This is a genomic window from Pantoea sp. S-LA4, from assembly GCF_054482835.1.
Genome location: NZ_JBTLRC010000004.1, coordinates 491,969 through 511,440, shown reverse-complemented (window position 1 = coordinate 511,440; position 19,472 = coordinate 491,969). Strand labels below are relative to the sequence as shown.

General features: G+C 50.5%; 20 protein-coding genes. 19 read left to right on the top strand and 1 reads right to left on the bottom strand.

All coding sequences use genetic code 11. The annotated features are described in order from the left end of the window. Positions 1-813 (top strand): alpha/beta fold hydrolase (locus ACX3P5_RS22940; RefSeq protein ID WP_458969469.1); only part of this gene is annotated, 813 nt, incomplete at its 5' end. Positions 814-992: 179 nt separating this feature from the next. On the opposite strand, the gene ACX3P5_RS22935 is transcribed toward ACX3P5_RS22940, so the two are convergent. Next, positions 993-1,157 carry a hypothetical protein gene (locus tag ACX3P5_RS22935; RefSeq protein ID WP_458969468.1) on the bottom strand — a complete coding sequence of 55 codons (165 nt, stop codon included), beginning with the start codon at positions 1,155-1,157 and terminating at the stop codon, positions 993-995. Between the two features lie 937 nt (positions 1,158-2,094). On the opposite strand from ACX3P5_RS22935, the gene ACX3P5_RS22930 reads away from it, so the two are divergent. From ACX3P5_RS22930 to iraP, 18 genes are all read left to right on the top strand, one after another. Further along, positions 2,095-2,634: a fimbrial protein gene (locus ACX3P5_RS22930; protein ID WP_458969467.1), complete on the top strand. Its 540-nt coding sequence runs from the start codon at positions 2,095-2,097 to the stop codon at positions 2,632-2,634. 110 nt (positions 2,635-2,744) lie between these two features. Beyond that, positions 2,745-3,230 (top strand): fimbrial protein, encoded by a 486-nt coding sequence (locus ACX3P5_RS22925; RefSeq protein WP_458969466.1) that lies wholly within the window; start codon positions 2,745-2,747, stop codon positions 3,228-3,230. Continuing rightward, positions 3,230-5,692, top strand: a complete 2,463-nt coding sequence (locus ACX3P5_RS22920; protein ID WP_458969465.1) for a fimbria/pilus outer membrane usher protein — start codon at positions 3,230-3,232, stop codon at positions 5,690-5,692. Before ACX3P5_RS22925 ends, ACX3P5_RS22920 begins: the two co-directional genes overlap by 1 nt. Before the next feature lie 265 nt (positions 5,693-5,957). Continuing rightward, positions 5,958-6,701: a fimbria/pilus periplasmic chaperone gene (locus ACX3P5_RS22915; RefSeq protein ID WP_409519753.1), complete on the top strand. Its 744-nt coding sequence runs from the start codon at positions 5,958-5,960 to the stop codon at positions 6,699-6,701. Between the two features lie 54 nt (positions 6,702-6,755). Then, positions 6,756-7,394, top strand: a complete 639-nt coding sequence (locus ACX3P5_RS22910; RefSeq protein WP_458969464.1) for a fimbrial protein — start codon at positions 6,756-6,758, stop codon at positions 7,392-7,394. Between the two features lie 7 nt (positions 7,395-7,401). Next, positions 7,402-7,929: a fimbrial protein gene (locus ACX3P5_RS22905; protein ID WP_233988548.1), complete on the top strand. Its 528-nt coding sequence runs from the start codon at positions 7,402-7,404 to the stop codon at positions 7,927-7,929. 15 nt (positions 7,930-7,944) lie between these two features. After that, positions 7,945-8,475, top strand: coding sequence for a fimbrial protein (locus tag ACX3P5_RS22900; protein ID WP_233988549.1), 531 nt, complete (start codon positions 7,945-7,947; stop codon positions 8,473-8,475). 9 nt (positions 8,476-8,484) lie between these two features. Beyond that, the gene (locus tag ACX3P5_RS22895) at positions 8,485-9,003 is read left to right on the top strand and encodes a fimbrial protein (RefSeq protein WP_233988550.1); all 519 of its coding nucleotides are present in this window, start codon (positions 8,485-8,487) and stop codon (positions 9,001-9,003) included. Further along, a complete protein-coding gene (locus ACX3P5_RS22890) occupies positions 9,000-9,539 on the top strand; it encodes a fimbrial protein (protein ID WP_233988551.1) in 540 nt (179 codons plus the stop codon). The genes ACX3P5_RS22895 and ACX3P5_RS22890 overlap by 4 nt, the downstream gene beginning before the upstream one ends. A gap of 94 nt (positions 9,540-9,633) precedes the next feature. Next, positions 9,634-10,476 carry an MrpH family fimbial adhesin gene (locus ACX3P5_RS22885; protein ID WP_233988552.1) on the top strand — a complete coding sequence of 281 codons (843 nt, stop codon included), beginning with the start codon at positions 9,634-9,636 and terminating at the stop codon, positions 10,474-10,476. A 19-nt stretch (positions 10,477-10,495) separates the two neighbouring features. After that, positions 10,496-10,915: a hypothetical protein gene (locus tag ACX3P5_RS22880; protein ID WP_233988553.1), complete on the top strand. Its 420-nt coding sequence runs from the start codon at positions 10,496-10,498 to the stop codon at positions 10,913-10,915. 11 nt (positions 10,916-10,926) lie between these two features. Continuing rightward, positions 10,927-12,426 (top strand): hypothetical protein, encoded by a 1,500-nt coding sequence (locus ACX3P5_RS22875; protein WP_458969463.1) that lies wholly within the window; start codon positions 10,927-10,929, stop codon positions 12,424-12,426. An 845-nt stretch (positions 12,427-13,271) separates the two neighbouring features. Beyond that, a complete protein-coding gene (locus tag ACX3P5_RS22870) occupies positions 13,272-14,012 on the top strand; it encodes a winged helix-turn-helix domain-containing protein (RefSeq protein ID WP_458969462.1) in 741 nt (246 codons plus the stop codon). Beyond that, on the top strand, positions 13,984-14,472 hold the full coding sequence (locus ACX3P5_RS22865; RefSeq protein ID WP_233988556.1) for a hypothetical protein: 489 nt from the start codon (positions 13,984-13,986) through the stop codon (positions 14,470-14,472). The genes ACX3P5_RS22870 and ACX3P5_RS22865 overlap by 29 nt, the downstream gene beginning before the upstream one ends. A 304-nt stretch (positions 14,473-14,776) precedes the next feature. Further along, positions 14,777-15,565 carry a LuxR C-terminal-related transcriptional regulator gene (locus tag ACX3P5_RS22860; RefSeq protein WP_233988557.1) on the top strand — a complete coding sequence of 263 codons (789 nt, stop codon included), beginning with the start codon at positions 14,777-14,779 and terminating at the stop codon, positions 15,563-15,565. 368 nt (positions 15,566-15,933) lie between these two features. Further along, positions 15,934-17,652: an O-antigen ligase family protein gene (locus tag ACX3P5_RS22855; RefSeq protein WP_233988558.1), complete on the top strand. Its 1,719-nt coding sequence runs from the start codon at positions 15,934-15,936 to the stop codon at positions 17,650-17,652. Positions 17,653-18,135: 483 nt separating this feature from the next. After that, a complete protein-coding gene (locus ACX3P5_RS22850; RefSeq protein WP_458969461.1) occupies positions 18,136-18,447 on the top strand; it encodes a hypothetical protein in 312 nt (103 codons plus the stop codon). Between the two features lie 571 nt (positions 18,448-19,018). Then, entirely contained in the window at positions 19,019-19,384 is a 366-nt protein-coding gene (gene iraP, locus ACX3P5_RS22845) for an anti-adapter protein IraP (protein ID WP_031377586.1), read from the top strand. The last annotated feature ends 88 nt before the right edge of the window (positions 19,385-19,472 follow it).

Genomic DNA, 19,472 nt, shown 5'->3' with positions numbered 1-19,472 from the left:
CACTATCTTAGTGCAGGGCGAGAAAACGCGGACGTGGTGGTGCTGCTCGCCGGTTTTCCGCAAAGCAGCTATGCGTGGCGAGACGTCATCCCTGGGCTGGCTGACCACTTTCATGTCATTGCGCCTGACCTGCCAGGACAGGGCGACTCGGACTTTCCTGCTGAGGGTTACGATACCGACACGGTGGCGCAGCGGGTGATGGCACTGTTACAGCAGCTGGGCATGACGCGTTTTCATCTGGTGGGGCACGATATTGGTGCCTGGGTGGCCTGGTCGCTGGCGGCGCAGTATCCGCATCACGTCAGCCAGCTGGCGCTGCTGGATGGCGGCATTCCGGGCATTACGCTGCCTGAGTCGCTGCCGTTAGCCGGCGATAACGCATGGAAAACATGGCATTTCGCCTTTCACTGCGTCAGCGACCTGCCGGAAGCGATGATTGCGGGCCGGGAAGGGATTTACCTGGATTGGTTTTTTAATCGTAAAGCGGCCAATCCCCGCCAGATCGACGCGGCCGCGCGGGCTGAATATCTGCGCATTTACCAGCAGCCGGGAGCGTTGCGTGCCGCACTGGCCTATTACCGCGCCGTCGATCAGTCAGCCCGTCAGAACCGCCAGCGCGCGCAGGCCGGGAAGCTGGCGCTGCCGTTACTGGCGGTCAGTGCCGATCGGGGGTCGATTCCGGATATGGCGGCACCATTACGCGCGGTGGCGCACCAGGTCAGCGGTGCGGTTATCGGGGAATGCGGGCACTTTATTCCCGACGAACAGCCGGAAAAACTGGCGGAAATATTAACGGATTTTTTTACTCACTGATCCGCTAAGCGGGTAACCGTGGCAGTGTGCCTGCCGTATCGCCTCAGGCCGCCAGCGCCAGGCTGGCGGCGCTAAGCGGGGATGCTGATATTCTGAGACAGGAAATAATCCAGCCAGCTGACAGCACAGCTGAAACGGCGCCGAACTGACCGCCCGGTCCGATCGATTGCCGGACAGCGTTAAGCCTCAAACGGACGGAGCTGAACACAGTTTGCGCTGTTTTCGGAGGCGGGCAAAAGGGTCTTCTGTAAAGCCCCTGCAAAACTCTTCTGCAAAACGGATTGTTTTTTGACCACCAGACGCTTCCATCCCGGGTCACGATCGTCGTTATATTTATCTGTCATTTCCTGTCTTTTATGACCCAGAAGCGTCCGGGTATCATTTGCATTGTATCTGCCACCAGAAGAACCATTCAGAGTACTATCCGACTGTAGCCGGTTGAATGATAACCGGACACGCTGCGATACCGAGAGTTGCCCCTGGTCTGGCGAACGATCTGGGCTGCCTGCTCTTTGAACCCTGACATTTTCCCCCTAATCAACTCTTCCCACTCAGCTTATGACCATAAGATCGGCTTTCAGATGACCCATAACAGGCAGGTTAGGTTCGTAATACAGCAAATATAGGGGACGCGATAAAGGTTGATGGGAGGAAGATAACGTAAAACCACGTAGCGTAGAGTAAAGATGATAAAAATAACCAAATATAGCGAGGGGAGTTTTCCTATATCTGCGTGTGACACAAGGGAATGTCCGATAATTTATTAGGAATATTCGCAATAAATTTATCTCACGGTGTAAGTCAGGGCGTTAAGCATAAAACATCGCCCGGGAGAATATTCCTATTCAAAGAAAAGAATTTATATTATTTCTTAACATTTCATTTTAATTAATATCAACTTGCGCGGCGTTGTGTTGTTTTATTGTTGCTAATGAAAGTGGTTTTTATTCTTCCTATTTTTCTTCTAAGTCGCTTTATGCGATGAATCCCCTATAAAATATTGTTTTGTCCTTTTGATCTGATCGGTGAGGACGTTTTGTCTTTAATTTCATTGGTGCTCTGTTTTTTATTTTGTTTTTGCGTTCCCATTAGCATAACTAATTGTTTTTAAAGACTTTTATTTTTAGCGTTACTCTTTTTGTCATAATTTGACAAAACTTTTCTTTTTTATATTATTGCCGCCGTCAAATGTATTCGCCTGATCAGGACATGGTATTTTTATTTTGGAATCAGGTGAGTGTGACTTTGTTTTTTGCAATAACGTTAAACAGGAAAATATAAATGAAGTTTTCAAAAATTGCACTGGCAATGGGTTTAAGCATGGCTATGGTTAGCGGTTTCGCAAATGCTGCGGCATCGGGCACTGTTGGTGGTCAGGGTCACGGTACCGTACATTTTAAAGGTGAAATTATTGACTCACCATGCTCAATCTCTCCAGCTACCGCAGATCAGACCGTTGACCTGGGACAGGTATCTAATTCAACACTGGCAAATAACGGTAAATCCTCTCCGGTTCCGTTCGAAATTGCTCTGCAGAATTGCGATATCAACACCTATAAAACGGTCACCGCCACCTGGAGCGGTACCGCAGACACTAACATGCCTGAGGCATGGGGTATTTCAGGTACTGCAAGTGGTGCGGCGATCGTTATCAACGACGCATCTGAAAAACAAATCAAGCTGGGTCAGGAATCTGCAGCAACTACCCTGACGGCGGACGATACCACCATCGCTATGTCTGCTTACCTGCAAGGTGATGGTCAGGCTGTAGTACCGGGTTCATTCTCTGGTGCCGCTGACTTCGTACTCTCTTATCAGTAAGTCTCAGAGTCTTTGAAATCCTACGGTGCTCGCCTACGGGCACCGTCATACACCGACACACCTGAATGATGATGAACAGACACTTTTATGCAGTGATGGTGTTGCTGTGCATGGCACATCCGGTAGTGGCTGCGGGGCATGGGCATATCCGGGTGCAGGGTAGCATTATCGACACCCCCTGCGCGATTGCCACATCGGATGCCGATCAAAGTATAGAACTGGGAAACGTACCTGTCAGTGAATTGATTAATGACGGTCATGGTCCGCAAGTGCCTTTCACTGTGCATTTGGTCAATTGCGTACTCAATCAAAACGCCAGCCAGACGCATCAACCCTGGAAGGATGTGCGGATCACTTTTGAAGGGGCGGCAGACGGTCCGAATTTATTCGCTCTGCAGGGGAGCGGGAGCGGCGAAGGGGTGGCCATTCTGGATGAGCTCGGCACACCGGTTACACCAAATAAACCCGTGCCGACGATAAAAATTGTCCCAGGCAAGATGGCGCTGCATTACCGCATGCAACTGACGGGCGATAGCCATCCACTTCAACCGGGAAGTTATTACACCACCCTGCGATATTTTATGGAGTACGACTAATGAAACCCTTTCGTCATGGCGGCAGGTTTCCCGCGCTAAATCCGCTGACGCAGGCAATTATGCTGGCGCTGGCCCTGAGCGGCACGGCTGGCAGGGTAACGGCGCAAGACAGCCTGCCTGCGTCAGCGGATTCCCTGAGTGAGGAAGCGATACCCGCAGCTGCGGAGGTGACCGAGTTCAACACTGATGTGATGGATGTCAAAGACCGCAGCAACATTGACGTCAGCCACTTTGCCCGTTCCGGATATGTGATGCCGGGTGATTATCCACTGACGCTGAAAGTCAACGGATCTGAAGTCCGCGAAGTGACGGTGACCTTTGCGATTCCGCCAGATGATCCGCACGGCAGCGAACCCTGTCTGACCACAGAGATGGTGGAGTTGCTGGGTTTGAAAGAAGACGTCGCCGGGAAGCTGGCGTGGAAAACACTGAACGGCCAGCAGTGCCTGAATATGGCCTCGGTGCCAGGCATGACCGCTACCGGCGATCTGGGCAGTGGATCACTTCGTGTGTCCGTTCCTCAGGCTTATCTGGAGTACTCCTCGCCTGACTGGGATCCTCCTTCGCGCTGGGATGAGGGCATTGCGGGGCTGCTGTTTGACTATAACCTCAACGCCACGCAGCAGTTTGCAGCCCGTGACGGCGACAGCAGCAGTGTCAGTGGTAACGGGACCGCGGGAGCCAATATTGGCCCATGGCGTCTGCGTGCTGACTGGCAGGGGCAACGGTACAGTACCGGCGGTCACACCAGCCAGAATTTTCAGTGGAGCCGGTATTACCTCTATCGGGCTCTGCCAGGGCTGGGGGCAAAGCTGACGCTCGGTGAGGCCGATCTCGATTCCGGACTGTTTGATAGCTTTCGTTTTGTCGGGGCCAGTGTTGCAACCGATGACAATATGCTGCCGCCTAACCTGCAAGGATATGCGCCTGAGGTAACCGGGGTGGCGAGAACCAACGCGAAGGTCACCATCAGTCAGCAAGGACGGGTGATATACCAGAGCCAGGTGGCACCGGGTCCGTTCCGTATTCAGGAGCTGAGTCAGTCTGTCGCGGGAACGCTGGATGTGCGGGTTGAAGAGCAGGATGGACGCGTACAGACCTTTAAAGTCGATACGGCACAGATCCCTTACCTGACTCGTCCGGGAATGGTGCGCTATAAGCTGGCTACCGGGAAGCCGACAGACTGGAAGCACCGTGTGCAGGGCGATCCGTTCGCCACCGGTGAGTTCTCTTGGGGGGTTTCTAACGGCTGGTCACTGTTTGGCGGTCTGGTGGGCTCAAAGAACTATGCCGCGCTGGCTGTGGGTATTGGGCGTGACTTGCTGGCCTTTGGGGCAGTGTCATTCGACGTGACCGAGTCGCAGGCCACTCTGCCCAACGGGGAGAAAAAACAGGGGGGATCATACCGCCTGAGCTATTCCAAACGGTTTGAAAAAATTGATGGGCAGGTGACCTTTGCGGGTTACCGCTTCGCCGAGAAAGACTTTATGTCGATGAGTGACTATCTGGAGACACGCTTCGATGACCGGTCATGGGGTATGACGCGCGGCCGTCAGAAAGAGCTGTACACCATCACCATGAGCAAGGCTTTACGCGACTACAAAATGAGTCTGTTCGGCAACTATAGCCACCGGACCTACTGGGATCGTCCGGATCAGGATCGCTACAGCGTAACGTTGTCGCAGTACCTCGACATTGGCAGCTGGAAAAATATCAGCATTAGTCTGACCGGATATCGCAGCCAGTACTGGGGAGTTAAAGACGACGGTGCCTACCTGAGCCTGAGCATTCCGTGGAGCAACGGGGGATCCGTCAGCTACAACGCGCAGAGTACCCGCAGCGGCATCTCACAGACCGCTGGCTGGTATGACAGCATTGATAACAACAACAGTTACAGCCTGCAGGCCGGCACCGATGCGAAAAACCGTAAAACAGCCAGTGGCTACCTGACCCATAACGGCGACGTGGCGCGTGGATCACTGAGTGCCAGCTACAGCGAAGGGGAATATAGCTCAGTGGGGCTTTCGGTACAGGGTGGGGCCACCGCCACCCGCCACGGTGCGGCACTGCATCCGGTCAGTACTAACGGCGGAACCCGTCTGATGCTGGATACCGGTGAGGCTGCCGGTGTCCCGCTGAAAAACAGTTCGGTTGTGCAGCACACCAATCACTTTGGTAAGGCGGTCGTTACCGGAATGAATGGCTACTGGCGCAGCAGTGCCGGGGTGGATGTAGACAGTCTTGGCGATGATATGGAAGTCAGTCATCCGCTCACCGAACTGACCATGACCGAGGGAGCCATTGGTTACCGCAAACTGGATGTGATGATGGGCCGCAAGCTGATGGCCGTCATGAAGTTTGCCGATGGCAGCAGCCCGGCGTTCGGTGCGGTAGTCTGGCGCGATACGCATCAGGTAGGCGTAGTGGATGACAACGGCAGCGTGTGGCTGGCGGGCGTTTAACCGGGTGTGCAGATGGAAGTGCGTGAAAATGAAACCCCGGTTTGTCAGTTCAGGGTGCCACAGAAGCTGCCTGCAGCGGATAGCGGATTACCGTTATTCCTGACCTGTCAGACAGTGAAGGCTGGACAGGGACTATCACAACAATCTGACCACTAAATGTCAGGCATAGAGCCTGTTGCCGGAGAGCGGCAGGTAAAAAAGGAAGCACAGGGCGGTGCGGCCAGGGACGGCACTCACACCACTGAATAACAGAGAGACACTCAACATGAAAAGTAAGCTACTTCCTTCTGTGCAGGCTGCGGTTACCGTAGCGCTGATGAGCCTGACGGCTATGCAGGCAGCCAATGCCGCTGTCGCACTTGACCGAACCCGGGTGATTTTTGATGGTAGCCAGAAGAGCATGAGCGTCAACATCCGCAATGATAATACCAAACTGCCGTATCTCGCCCAGGCGTGGGTCGAAGACAGCAACGGGCAAAAAATCCAGTCGCCGTTGATGGCCTTACCGCCTTTGCAGCGTGTTGAACCGGGTGCGAAAAGTCTGGTGAAAATCCAGCTGTCGGCAGATGCCACAGCAAAACTGCCGCAGGATCGTGAGTCGTTGTTTTACTTCAACCTGCGTGAAATCCCGCCAAAGAGCCAGAAGGCAAACGTGCTGCAGCTGGCGCTCCAGACGCGAGTGAAAATGTTTTATCGCCCGACTGCCCTGGTGAAGAAAGGTGCCAGCAGCGAGACACCGTGGCAGGAACAGCTGACCCTGACGCGTCAGGGAGATCGCTATCAGGTGACCAACCCAACGCCGTATTACGTCACGCTGGTACCCGACGGTAAAACAGAGATGAAGCCGCTGATGCTGGCACCACAAAGCTCAGCTGACCTTGGGGTGCGCGCTGCCGCGCTGGGCAGTCAGCCACATATCGCCTACATCAACGACTGGGGCGGCCGGCCGGTGCTGACTTTTAGCTGCAATGGCTCTGTCTGCAAAGTCGCATCAAACACCTCTAAATAATCACGGCAGGCAGAAAACATCCCGGCCCGCCGTGCAGGAATAAGGAAAACAGATATGAAAAAAGAGACATCAGGCACGGGCGCCGGCATGCTGAAATCTGCTCTGACGGGCACGCTGGGAGGCACCCTGCTGCTGAGTGCTGTGATGCTGTTAGCCGGAACCGAAATGAGCGCCGGAGCATCCTTTGAGGACGTGGATAGAGAACATGGCCTGCTGCACGTTTACGGTCAACTGGTCGACTCCCCCTGCCGACTGGTTATGGATTCGCTGGACCAGACGGTTGACCTCGGCACGCTGGCTTCCGGTGATCTCAGCCAGCCTGGCGCGCGCAGTCAGCCAGTACCCTTTAGCGTGCGGCTGCAGGATTGTCTGGTGGCATCCGGGCACCTGATGGATGAGCGCACCGACAGTACGGTTCAGGGGTTGGATCAGCCGGTGGTCAGTGTCGCCTTTACTGCACCGGCAGACTTTAGCAATCCTTCGCTGATGAAGCTTAACGGGGTTGAGGGCATTGCCCTGCGCCTGACCGATAGCCACAACCGTGACATTCGTCTGGGGAGCCATGGTGTCCCTCAACTTCTCACCCCGGGCGATAACAGCCTGGCGTGGACGGTGGTTGCTGAACGTGTTCCGGGGCCGATGGTGCCGGGCGCGTTCCGAGCGGTAGCAGATTTCCGGCTGAGCTATGACTGAGGTTGATATGACAAACCCCATCTTTAAACGCCTCGTGCGCGTCCTGCTGCTTTGCAGTCTGATGACCGTGATTGGTGAAGTGCAGGCGGATAGCGATTCACTGACTATCAACATCAGCGGGACGATCGTGGCAAGCAGTTGCAGCGTGAACAACGGACAGACCGTCAGCGTCGAGTTTGGCGACGTGCAGGTTGATCAGGTTTACTCCGCCACGGCGCAGGTTCCGGTCTCAATCACCTGCGACAGCCCGCCAGCCGGTACCGTAAAAATGAAAATTGTCGGTACGCCGTCATCGTTTGATAACCAGGCACTGACAACGGATGTGCCCGGTCTTGGCATCACATTAAGTAACGTCAGCGCCACGGCTTACGGTGCGCTGGATCTGAACACATTTTATGACGTGAAGCAGGTGTTTGGTCTGTCATCCAATACCGGCAGCTTCAACATTACCGCCGGGTTGACGACAAAGCCTGGGATCAAACTTCCCGGCGGGGAATTTAACGCCTCGGCCACGCTGGTTCTGCAGATGAGCTGAGAAGAGGAGAAAATCATGCTGAAAAAAATAAAGAATCTCGCGGTTAACGTGAGTGCGGTGCTGCTGCTGTCAAGCCTGTTGGCTCCGGCGGCGATGGCTGATGCGACGGTGAAGTTTCACGGAACCCTGATCGCCGGTAGCTGCAGTGCCAGTGCTGTAGATGTCGATTTTGGCGATGTAAAAGTTGATGACATTACAGAAGGGAAGACGCGCACCAACATGGCTGTTTCATCAGGTGCCAGTGCGCAACCTTTCTCGATGACCATTTCCTGCACCAACGGGTTTACCGGCGGAGTGGAGTATCAGTTTAAAGGTAATGCCTCATCCTTTAATAATTTAGCGCTGTCAACCGATGTCCCGAGTTTAGGCGTTATCGTGGCGATTAATGATAGTAATATGTCAAACATTGTACCCAGCACCTGGTATCCGCTGAGTAAAGGGGCAGGAACCTATCAAATGCTGGCCATGCTGGTGAGAGAGCCAGGGGCTAAATTTGCCGGCGGGGATTTTAACGCAACGGCCACGCTGGCGGTGCAAATACCCTGAGGTAATGGAATGGAAATGGTAAACAAAACCTGTAGCGGCTGGTTTTATTCGGTTTTGATTGGCGGATTATTACTTGCGCCTGCGCTGTATGCCGCTCCAATTGAAGGCCCGGCAAAGTTTCACGGTACGCTAAGGGTGGTTGAGTGTTCCATCAATGCCAACAACGGCCGGCAGCTGGTGAATTTTGGTGACGCAGTTGGGATCCATAAAATCGATGGCAAGCGTTATCAGCAACACGTCCCTTTTACGGTGTCGTGCACTAACTATGCGGGGGCTGATGTACCCGACCTGACACTAAAAATTGAAGGCAAGGCCGTCGCATTTGATGAAGCAGCGGTAGAAACGGACGTCAACGGACTGGGCATCCAGCTACAAAGCAATGGCAAGCCACAAAAACTTAATCAGGCCGTTCGCTTCGGCTATAAAGCGGTACCCGTACTGACGGCGGTTCCGGTTAAAGATCCGGCTACAGAGTTAGACGCCCGACCTTTTAGCGCGACGGTGAAACTCACCGTGGAGGTCGCATGAACAGGCTATTTATGTTGCTGGTCTTGTTGAGCGTTATGCTGCATATGCCGGTACAGGCGGCCTCTTCGGATGTGGACTTCAAAGGTACGCTGGTGGCAGAACCCTGTACCGTGGCCACCGGTGGCGACGGCGAGAATGTGCTGGTTGATTTCGGCACCATTCCGGATAAAAACTTTTATTTTTACACCCCCCCGCGCACCTGGCAGTTTCCGTTTCATATTCTGCTAAAGGACTGCGACCTCTCGCTGGGTAGTCAGGTGAAAGTGACCTTTACCGGTACTGAAGATGCAGAACAGCCAGGGCTACTCGCCTTGTTCAGCCGCAATGGTGTTGACCACCTCGCCATTGGTATTCAGGCCGCGGATGGCGGTGATATTGCGGTTAATCAGCAAACTAAAGGATATCCGTTAAATGCCGGCACCACTGAGTTGAAGTTTTCATCTTATATTCAGGCCAGTGATGCAGGGGTGAAAAACAGAACTGTCGGGAAGGGCACCTTTGAAGCTGTGACCACGTTTTTACTGGAATATCCATAGTTTTTTGTTCGCTGACATCAATCAAACCAAGACGCCCCATGACTTAAATATTTATTTTGGGTTTCGTCTTATTTAATTAATCTGGACGTAAAAAATGAACACAAAAAAAATATTAATGGGTATTTTTTTGATTTTAAATATTATCACGCATTCTCGGGCTGCGATGATAACATGGCCCTATGTTTATAAAGTAGGGCCGGCGTCTCAATACTACGAAGCATCTGTCGCCGTTGGAAATATCTTTGTTGATGACAAACTAGCTGATACTAAATTAATGGATATGCCAGATTTTGCAGACAAATGTGATGCTGATTATTGGGGTGGCACGCATTGCCGGCTGGCTATTTTCGCCATTCACACGACAGACGGTACAGGTACCGGGCTCCCTACATTCATTTCACCAAATGATATTAATGGCGCATGGACGCTACGTGAGCTTTCAAGTCACGTTGGTAATATCACAGGTTCATTTTCACAAGCTGGCGGTACGCAGCATGTTTATCCAAAAGATGTATGTTTTGGCGTGGTATTGCATCACATTGGTTTTTATAACAGGTTCTGGACACCGCCATCAATGTCCGGAGCCTGTTTATTCCCGATGCCGAACAATGAAACCTGTTCGTTTAAAAATGCTTCTGTAGATATCCCTTTTGGTGATATTGCCAAAAAGAGTGCCGCGGGAGCAAAGGCAGAAAATAGCGTTAGTCTTTCCTGTACCGCAGCGATGAATATTAGTTTTCAGTCTGTTAATGGCACTAATAGCATTCCCTTGTCCAATGGTATGCAGGCAGGCTTAAAAATCAATAATAAAGAATTAAGTACGACGCACGCGGTTCCGTCGGGGATCAGTGCGCTGAAAATTACTGCAACACTTGAAGGCACGCCAACGGAAGGGGCTTTTTCTGGCTCAGCACCTCTGGTGGTGAACTATCAATAAGTGTTTCGGGAAAAATAAAATGAAAAAATTTATTATTTTCGGGTTTTGTTTGATCACCATGGTGATCATGACGAGCATTGCAGGTTGCAGCGCACGGGAAAATGTGTCGATCAAATCCCAACCCACTACAGAAAGAGAAAAGGTTTCGCCTGAGTCAGTAACAAATGAAGTGAGGTCGTCTTTATCTCCCCTTGCTCAGTGCAATCGCGATCTGGAATCCCTGCGCACCGTCAACATGACCGAATATCGCAAATATCTGGCGCAATACGACGGGCTAATGAAAAGTTCCGCCGGGTTTATGTCGGTGAAAGATGACGTCAGCCCGGAGGTGGCAGAGCTGGCCCGGCCGCGCTTTCAGTACGCGCTGGTCAACCTTTGTTATCGCATCAAGGGCGCGCTGGCCCAGACCCTGATTAACCAGGCTATTGACGTTCGCTAAGGATAACAGCCGTGCGCTGCTTCACTTCACATTTCAGACTGGTTGCCGTTGCTCTCTTTTTGATCCTGCCTGAGTGGGTTGCTGCGGGAACGATCTCTTCATCTGCCGCCGAGTCCCTGTTATCACAGCCGTCTGATGAAAGCTGGAGCCTCGAAGCGATGGTGGCGGCTCATCATCATGCTCAGTCAGCACCGCAACCGGCAACAAATGAAACGGAAACGGGCATTTCTAATCTGAAACAGCCTGGAAAAAGGAAAGAGCAGCCGGTTGCTGATTTAATTTTGCAGCGGCGGATAAATACACTGTCCAGCCAGCATAAAACAGATGTTGAAACCATTAAACAGCTGAACAAGCGACTGGAGGATGCCCTGGCACAGGCCAGCAATCATCCTGCAGCAGTAGCCAGCAGTCAACCTGCAGTAGCAGAAAGTGCCCAGGTAAAAAACCCCGCCTCATCCGAATCACCGGAGGTTGCCGCCCTGCAAGATGCGTTACAACAAAGCCAGCAACAGGTTGCCAGGCTGAACGGTCAGATTAGCGATCTGAACACCGATCTTAAACAGCGGGAGGACAAGCTACAGTTGCTGACTGCTACGGATGTTAAACAGCGTCAGCAACAGCAGCAAAATATTAAGGCGCTTGAGCAAAAACTTTCAGAACGCGATCGGGAACTGTTGATGTTAAAGCAAAATCTGGCGAAAAATCAGGTCGAGCTGATCCATAAAAACAATGCCCTGACCGGAAGTCAAAATACGGTCACAGAGCTTTTAAATTCTCTCAAACAGAAGGAACAGGCAGCCAGCGAGCTGGAACAGGCGCTTAACTGCCGCAGTGATGAGCTGAAACAAGCTGCCATCACGCTGGCAGAACTGCGTGAAAAAATGCACCAGCAAAACACGCCAGACCTGAAAAGCGCGGCGAACCGTCAGGCCTATATTGCCGGAGTGATGATGGCTAAAGGACTTCATGCCCGGCTGGATGACTGGCGCGATGCCGGTATCGATATTGATAATGTCACCTTCCAGGCAGGCATCAAAGATGGCCTGAGCACAGCCGTTCGCCTGAAGCCAAAAGAAGCCGGACGGGCACAGGCTGACTTTGTCAAAGCCGTACAGGTTGCTGTCGCGCAAAAGGTGATGCAGGGGGAGAGAAAAATTCGTTCGCTGGCGACAGGGCGCAAGCCGCTTAAATCGGCAAACGGCATTGTCTGGTATCGGGTACGCAACGGGAAAGCCGTGTCAGCGGGGCAGCCGGTCATGCTCTCGATGACTGAAGAGGTTGTCGACGGAACGGTTATCAGCCGGGTGCCTCCCATGATTTTACGTGCTGACGATGATATGCCTGCAATCGTTAAGGATGGTATGCGTTTGCCCGGCGAAGGGGGAGAGGTCGTTGCCTATGCCCTGGCCAAAACCGTCTATGGTGAACATCCTCTGCCGCCAGGCGTACGTCCTTATACGGTAATGGAATACCACCTGCGAGGAGAGAGGCTGCCTCAGCACAGTATCTGAGCGGAACTGCATCACTGCTTACGTCTGCCTGTCCAGGTGAGTTTGAATGATGTGGTGTTGACCAGCCAAAATGCGCCTATCCTGATAAAACGCCTTTATTTTTAAACGCAGGCCTAAAGATGACAGTAAAGCGCGTAAATTATTTCATCGGTCTGGTGTCGGCTGCCGACTGTAGCCAGCATTTTCGCGGCTGATAACCCTGAATCAGCGCCCGCATTGAGTTGCTGGAAAGAAACCCGCGCGCATAACGCTGAATGAGACTCTGTCTGTTAAAACCGGGCCGGCTGCCGCCCGGTTATGCATAGTGATATCAGTGGTGAGGTATCAGTCTGTCGAAGGGCTTCATCTGATGAAGGGGGCCTCTCTTGCATAGCGTTGAGCGTGCCGGTGCGGACTGCATCATCATCTTCAGACGGCATGAAGTCAGCGAACTGCCGCTGCTGTTCAACCCTGTACCTCCATCTTCTTTGATTGATATTTTTGCATCGGTTAGTATCAATCCCGGTACCAGCTTAAATGAACGCAATTTTTTAAAATCATACTGAATAGTTTACAGCCTGATGTTATTACTGTTGCGGTACATAATTTTAAAACGGCAGAAACCGTCATATTCTGCTGTTCAGGGCATACAGGGACCAGGTGACTGTCTCACGCGAAAGCGTTGGTCATTGTCCTGAAGAACAGGCCACGTTGCCGCCTGTCTTAACTCAGGAAGAACGCTGCAGGCAGAGAAAATACCGTGATCGCGGTCGTAGAATTTAACCGTAAGAGTATCCGGTTTCAACGGGTCGGTTTAAAACGCAAAAAATAGATCCTATCTTTGTTAATCATGGATTCGAAGAGGAATGATGTACATCATCGAAGAGGATTTCTTTTACGATGAAGCCAATAACGCTATCTGGCATCGTTTAAGTGAAAATGAAAAAACACAACTTCCGCTGACAGCCTCACGAATACTGTGCTTGTTGCTGGAAAACCGGGGTAAGGTCATGAGCCGGGAGCATATTTTTGATGAGATATGGAGCAATTACGGTGCTAATGCGTCCAATAATACCTTGAATCAGTATGTTTCCTTGCTCAGAAAAAAATTTGAGCAACTTGGTTTTCAAGGTGAGTTGATCAAAACAATAACCCGCGCGGGCTTTTTAATGCCTGAAGATCTGAAGGTTCAGCAGCTGGGTGTCGTCGGGAAGCCGGTAGCCATTGAGAATAAAAAGCCGGGTAAAAAGATTATTATAACCTCTGCTGTCTGTATACTGGCCATTACGATAATCGGTTACGCATTCATCAATCGTGGTGGATGGGATAAAAGTAATGTTTTCAAAATAGGTAGTGTTGGGCGTTGCAATGTTTATATGCTTTATCAAAACTCGCCTGAAACCGCTGAGGTTAAATTAAGGCTTGCTAAAGAGATGATAGATAAATATGCGCCTTGTATCGGTAATGATGTATATATTTATCATCCTTCCGATGAGGTTATTTTAAATGGCCAGGGTGCAGCATTTATAACCCGGTGTACTTATCAGAAAGATGGCAGTCAAAAATTCGCAGGATGCTATGATGTTTATGAATTTCCAAAGGCTTAGGGCTGTATTTGTCGTAATCATTATTCTGGCGATTACTCTGGTATTTCTTGCGTTGAAGAAAATAAATAATACAGTTGATTGCGTATCAACATTCTATACTGTACCGAATGATGGTGTATGGGAATACTTAAAAGGCACTATGTCCGTTACTTTTTCCAGCAAAGGGCAAGGCAATGTTATGTTTTCCGGCGAAGCGCGTAAAACTGCAGAGACAGGTAAGATATTTTCATTCGAAAGATTTATGCATTTTTCTTTTGAAAAAACTGACCAGAAAAATTATGAGTTGCGCAATGTTGTAGTCTCCAAATATAAAGGCGATGATCTCGATGATGCCGTTTTCACTAAATATATCTACTCGCATACATCTGAGCAGACCGACCACCTGGTTGTCGTTAAACAGAACAACGGCTATCTCATCGGTAATATGGTGGGGCCCCGACATTTATGCGTTAAACGGTAAAGCCATTCAATCAGACCAGCCTGATTCATCAGTAGTCTGAACCTGCAACCGCTAATGAGCAATGCTGTATTGTTCACTCCTCTTTGCCCTACCAATTCAGGAATGCATACTTCCAGAGTTTTATGCTGCTTAATATTATATAAGTGGATTATAAAATTATATTTTAATCGATGTGAAATATAATGAACTGACATGGCCGTTGGCGAGACATAATCGCTCTCATCACCGATACCGTTCGTTACCTGTTGATCTCACCATTTCAAGCATTGTGATGAATCGGTACGAATTTGAGAGGCTCTGGAAAATGAGAAATGCTAGCGTTCGCCATCACATTAATAATTTAGTTATTCCTGACTTTTGGGACGGTAATATCAGAAATAACATCAGATACCTGTCAGATGAAAAGACCGGCAGTGAGTATTATCTGAAACCCCGTATGAATATCTCCTCTGTGGAGATTGATAAAGTAATGATGATTGCCGGCAATGATTACGCCGTGATGGGCGTGCGGCATGTTTTAGCTAATAATCACTCTGTACATCTCAAGGTAACGTCTAAAGAAGCAGAGATTCAGCCTGTAGTTGATGAGTTTAGACCAAAGGTGGTTATATGGATGTTTAACTCCGCTAATGAGTTTTATGAAAGTATTACAGATATTTTGAATGTCCGGAGAAATCATAATAAAATTAAACAGATTATTATTAGTGAGGAGTTGCCTGCCACTTTTTGCGGCGAGGATGTTATTGTAGAAGGGGTTTCATTAATTCCCTCTACAGTGAGCGTTCAGCAATTGGCGGAGATGATTTCATCATGCCTTGTACAAAAACAATTTAAGCATTTTTTTGTCAGGAAATGGATGAGTAAACGGCAGTTTCGGGTTATGGCGGAACTGGGGAAAGGCAAAAAAACCAGTGATGTATCGCGTGTGTTAAATATTGATTGCAAAACAGTCCTCGCCCATAAATATAAAGCCGTCAATAAGCTCGGCATCAGCAATCGTAAAGAAGAAGCCTGGGCTATGCGGGCGATAACACAACTGTATACAGCCATACCCTGTCTGGAGAAATTATGTAGAAGAACCGCCGGGTGCTGATTTTTTAACAGACTTTACTGATAATGATAAATATTCTGGCAATAAAATTATATTAATTACCGGCAGGTTTTTGGCTGGTGGGTGGATAGCTGAATATTGTATGCTGCACTGCTCATCTGAACACGCGGCGATCAGGTGCGAAATTGTTTGAGCTTTCTGTAATCATAACTAACCTGGCATAGATAAACTGGCGCAGAACAGCCAGCTTCAGAAGATGCTAGTGACGGTTTAATAACGCGGTGGCGTTATGAGCGTCAATCTTTAAATGCCACAACACGAAAAAAATATGCCCGATGTTTATTATCGCTTTCCGCGCTTAAGGCAACTTAACATCCCAACTGAACTGAAAAATGAAGATAATCCGGAAGATGCAACGAAAATGGGCAGCGGAGTTGAAGCTGTTTTGTCTCTCACGCGGCGCATTTACGCTGGCTCTCATAACACTTTACCTGTTTTTTATTCTGCCGATTTATTTTGAAAATAATGGCGGAACAGGGCTGGAAATGCCTCAGAACATCCTTGCATGGAGTGTGATGCTTTTGTGCATTTTATCTGCTCTCCTGAATGTGTTGCGAACCGGAGAGATCCTGATATCACGTTTCATGTTCATCGCCTTTTTGGCAGTAGCTATGCTGTTGCTGCCGTGGTTCTGGACATCATCAGTTTTGTGGCGAGAGCATGCCGTGCCACGTCTGGCAGGAATCGCTGGAGCGCTGCTATTTTGTCTGGCTCTCTGTCAGGTGAGCCTAACGTCGTCTAAGCGACGCATTTTACTTGCTTTGGTGGTTTTATCTTCTCTGCTGCAGGCTGGCGAAGCCATGATGCAGGCCTGGTTGCCGGAGATCGCCCTGCGTTTGATGGATTTTTATGGCACTTCACCCTATGGCATTTTTCAGCAGCGTAACCTGCTGGCAAGCTGGCTGGCTACGGGCGCAGCAGTAACGCTCTATCTTGCGCTTACCGCAACCACACGCAGAAGCACATTTGTTTGGCTACTTCCCTCGTATCCGCTATGCGCGGCGATAACGCTTAGCCAAAGCCGTACCGGGATGATCGGTGTGATTTTATCCATGCTACTGACCGGATTTGCCGACTGGCGACGCCAGCCGCGAATCGATCCTAAAGCGGCTCTGTGGAAAGGCGGGTTAATTGTCTCGTTAGCAGGATGCTGTTCAGCCATTGGCTTATGGGCAATGCCCGCAGGGCAGCACGCCGATTTGATACACCAAAAATCTACTGTTGAACGTGTTCTGATGCTTGAAGCGACCGCTGAAATGATTGGACAGCATCCGTGGGCCGGCAGCGGATTGGGTAGCTTCGAAGCGCAATTCCCACTGGCGGTAGTGACCCTGGGTTTAGTACAAAAGAGTGACACTGTTACTCACCCGCATAATGAAGCGTTGTATGTCTGGGCCGAAGGCGGAATCATTGCCATGGCAGGCTTGCTGTTATTGGCCGGTATCTGGATATGGCCACTCATCCTGCGGCTGCGTGACTCACTCTATCTGGATAAGTCTGGCTGGCTGTTACCACTGACGGGTCTGCCTGTCGTGATCCACATGATGCTGGAGTATCCACTCTATCTTTCAACACCTCATCTCATGCTGCTGCTTGTATTGTTTCGTATAAGTTTACCCGACTCAGTTCTGCAGCCTGTCAACGTATCCCGCTTTGGACGTGCAGTAACGATTCCGTTTTTGTTGGGTGGTTTGGTGATTCTTGTTGGGCTGAAAGCAGGTTTTATTACGCAATCGATGCTGACCCAGGCCGAAGCGGAGATGAATCAGGGATCGCTACCCACGTTACCGATGGCGAGCTGGCGAACAATGACGCAGGCAGAACGGCTGGACTACGATCAACACCTACTGATAGCCAATACGCCTGGATTTTTGCAAAGATCTCAGGCGATAGGGGAATTTTACATCTGGGGAGAAAAGTGGCTCGCGGTTCATAACAACCCTGAGGTCACTGCAGCAATGATGATCATTGCGCAACGCCGGGGAGACCACACGACTTATGAACGTCTGCGCGCCAATGCAGCACGTGTGTTCATCCATGATGAACGATTTATGCAAGGGCATGAATAATAAACACTGAATGAACTTTAACGGTAAACATCGGGGCTGATCCGCAGGTAATCTGCTCGTCTCTTGCAAAGCGGACGTCCGGAATGGTTTTTTGACCTATAACGGATACCCTGCCGCTTCAACAGGAGGACCGTTAGTCTTGAGTATCAGAAATAATACAGGTCAGTAAGTAAGAGCGGCTTTCCCTTCTACCTTTTGTTACAAGTCCTTTTTTAATGGCTTGTTCTGCATTGTAAATTTTACGGGCAGACTCTGATGAAGTTATTTCACTCGGTTCCTAAGGCGTAAGGGTGGTACATGATGCATAAATTTACCGCAGGAGTCCGTTATAGCCTTCATCCTCCTGCAGAATTCTTCTTGCCTGATCGGGTTTAATAAAATCTGCTTTCATTCATAGCAGCGGCTGGATTACTTAACGTTCCGGATAAGCGATCTACCTGGACTGGTTCTTTAACCGTAAAGCGACCAGTCCGCACCGGATAGATGCGGCGGCGCGCGCTGAATATCTGCGCCTTTATCAGCAGCCCGGCGCGCTGCGGGCCGGGCTGGCTTACTGCCGGGCGGTTGAGCAGTCGGCCGGCCAGTCAGAATCACCAGCGCGCGCAGGCTGGAAAGCTGGCGCTGCCGCTGCAGGCGGTCAGTGCCGAACAGGGTTCAATACCGGATATGGCGACCCCGCTGCGTACAGTGGCTGAGCAGGTCAGCGGTGCGGTTATCGGGAAATGCGGGCATTTTATTCCCGACGAACAGCCGGAAAAATTGGCGGAAATATTAACGGATTTTTTTACTCACTGATCCGCTAAGCGGCTAGCCGTGGCAGTGTGCCTGCCGTATCGCCTCAGGCCGCCAGCGCCAGGCTGGCGGCGCTAAGCGGGGATGCTGATATTCTGATGCTGATTAAACAGGCTCAGGGTCGGTCCGGTTTTGAGCTGTTTTCTTCAGCCAGAAAATCTTTCTCATCAGCCCGGCAGAGGACGAAAATTCTGTTCTCCTTCAATAAATCGCTGCTGACGTAAATGTGCTTGTCAATTAACGCTAACCTGCCATGCTGGGCCCCCTTTTACCGGGGATGGCCCTAATGTGTATTCATGAGGTTCGCTAAATTTCAATGTCCGTTCTGCGGTGACAGGAAGTTTACCTATTCTCTCCTGTCTGACATGAAGAAAGGTGCTCACGGAGCAGTCTGTTTTGGATGCGGCAGGCCGGTAACCGTGGCAAATTTTCAGAGGCTTACGCTGGTCAAAAAATAGCGTAATCCGACAGAGGTTTTGTTAATTATTTTCAGCCAGTGAACCAGTGAAAATGGTTAATCAGCGTTTCCTCAACCTGATTAACTGCCAAATATAGGTTTTATAGAGTATTTCCCATGAAAAACGTTGTGTTAAGCATGCTTGCCAAAATCTCTAAAATTGATGCGGCAACCAAACAGTTAACTGCCCGCGTCGAGGCTCAATCGCTTCTGATCAGCGCGCTGGTGCTTGCAGTGAGTAAGCAGGGCGGTGTGACTGAAATGATGGAAAGCGCCGGAAAGGCCATCAATACGATTATTGAGTCCGTGGATACCGATGAGGTGCTGAAATCGGATGCGGCCATTCTGCTGCACGAACTGCAGGACTTACTCATGATGGCCCGGACTGTTGATGGTGCCGCGGCTGAAATCGATCAGGATGGGCTTTCTGACATCACCGGCGTTTCTGCCGCAGAGGATGTGCAGCGTAAAAACGAGCAGTAGCCGGATACCTGCCGGGCTAACCGCCGCTTATTACTCCCGCAATCTCTGTACCAACGACTATCAACGTTTCCCGGGGAGAAGCCCCGGG

Bases quoted from the DNA above. Each gene is read 5' to 3' on its own strand.
- ACX3P5_RS22870 (WP_458969462.1), top strand. From the start codon at position 13,272: ATGATGTACATCATCGAAGAGGATTTCTTTTACGATGAAGCCAATAAC.
- ACX3P5_RS22915 (WP_409519753.1), top strand. From the start codon at position 5,958: ATGAAAAGTAAGCTACTTCCTTCTGTGCAGGCTGCGGTTACCGTAGCG.
- ACX3P5_RS22880 (WP_233988553.1), top strand. From the start codon at position 10,496: ATGAAAAAATTTATTATTTTCGGGTTTTGTTTGATCACCATGGTGATC.
- ACX3P5_RS22850 (WP_458969461.1), top strand. From the start codon at position 18,136: ATGCGGCGGCGCGCGCTGAATATCTGCGCCTTTATCAGCAGCCCGGCG.
- ACX3P5_RS22895 (WP_233988550.1), top strand. From the start codon at position 8,485: ATGGAAATGGTAAACAAAACCTGTAGCGGCTGGTTTTATTCGGTTTTG.
- ACX3P5_RS22920 (WP_458969465.1), top strand. From the start codon at position 3,230: ATGAAACCCTTTCGTCATGGCGGCAGGTTTCCCGCGCTAAATCCGCTG.
- ACX3P5_RS22900 (WP_233988549.1), top strand. From the start codon at position 7,945: ATGCTGAAAAAAATAAAGAATCTCGCGGTTAACGTGAGTGCGGTGCTG.
- ACX3P5_RS22860 (WP_233988557.1), top strand. From the start codon at position 14,777: ATGAGAAATGCTAGCGTTCGCCATCACATTAATAATTTAGTTATTCCT.
- ACX3P5_RS22930 (WP_458969467.1), top strand. From the start codon at position 2,095: ATGAAGTTTTCAAAAATTGCACTGGCAATGGGTTTAAGCATGGCTATG.
- ACX3P5_RS22855 (WP_233988558.1), top strand. From the start codon at position 15,934: ATGCAACGAAAATGGGCAGCGGAGTTGAAGCTGTTTTGTCTCTCACGC.
- ACX3P5_RS22905 (WP_233988548.1), top strand. From the start codon at position 7,402: ATGACAAACCCCATCTTTAAACGCCTCGTGCGCGTCCTGCTGCTTTGC.
- ACX3P5_RS22925 (WP_458969466.1), top strand. From the start codon at position 2,745: ATGGCACATCCGGTAGTGGCTGCGGGGCATGGGCATATCCGGGTGCAG.
- ACX3P5_RS22910 (WP_458969464.1), top strand. From the start codon at position 6,756: ATGAAAAAAGAGACATCAGGCACGGGCGCCGGCATGCTGAAATCTGCT.
- ACX3P5_RS22935 (WP_458969468.1), bottom strand. From the start codon at position 1,157: ATGACAGATAAATATAACGACGATCGTGACCCGGGATGGAAGCGTCTG.
- ACX3P5_RS22885 (WP_233988552.1), top strand. From the start codon at position 9,634: ATGAACACAAAAAAAATATTAATGGGTATTTTTTTGATTTTAAATATT.
- ACX3P5_RS22865 (WP_233988556.1), top strand. From the start codon at position 13,984: ATGATGTTTATGAATTTCCAAAGGCTTAGGGCTGTATTTGTCGTAATC.
- iraP (WP_031377586.1), top strand. From the start codon at position 19,019: ATGAAAAACGTTGTGTTAAGCATGCTTGCCAAAATCTCTAAAATTGAT.
- ACX3P5_RS22890 (WP_233988551.1), top strand. From the start codon at position 9,000: ATGAACAGGCTATTTATGTTGCTGGTCTTGTTGAGCGTTATGCTGCAT.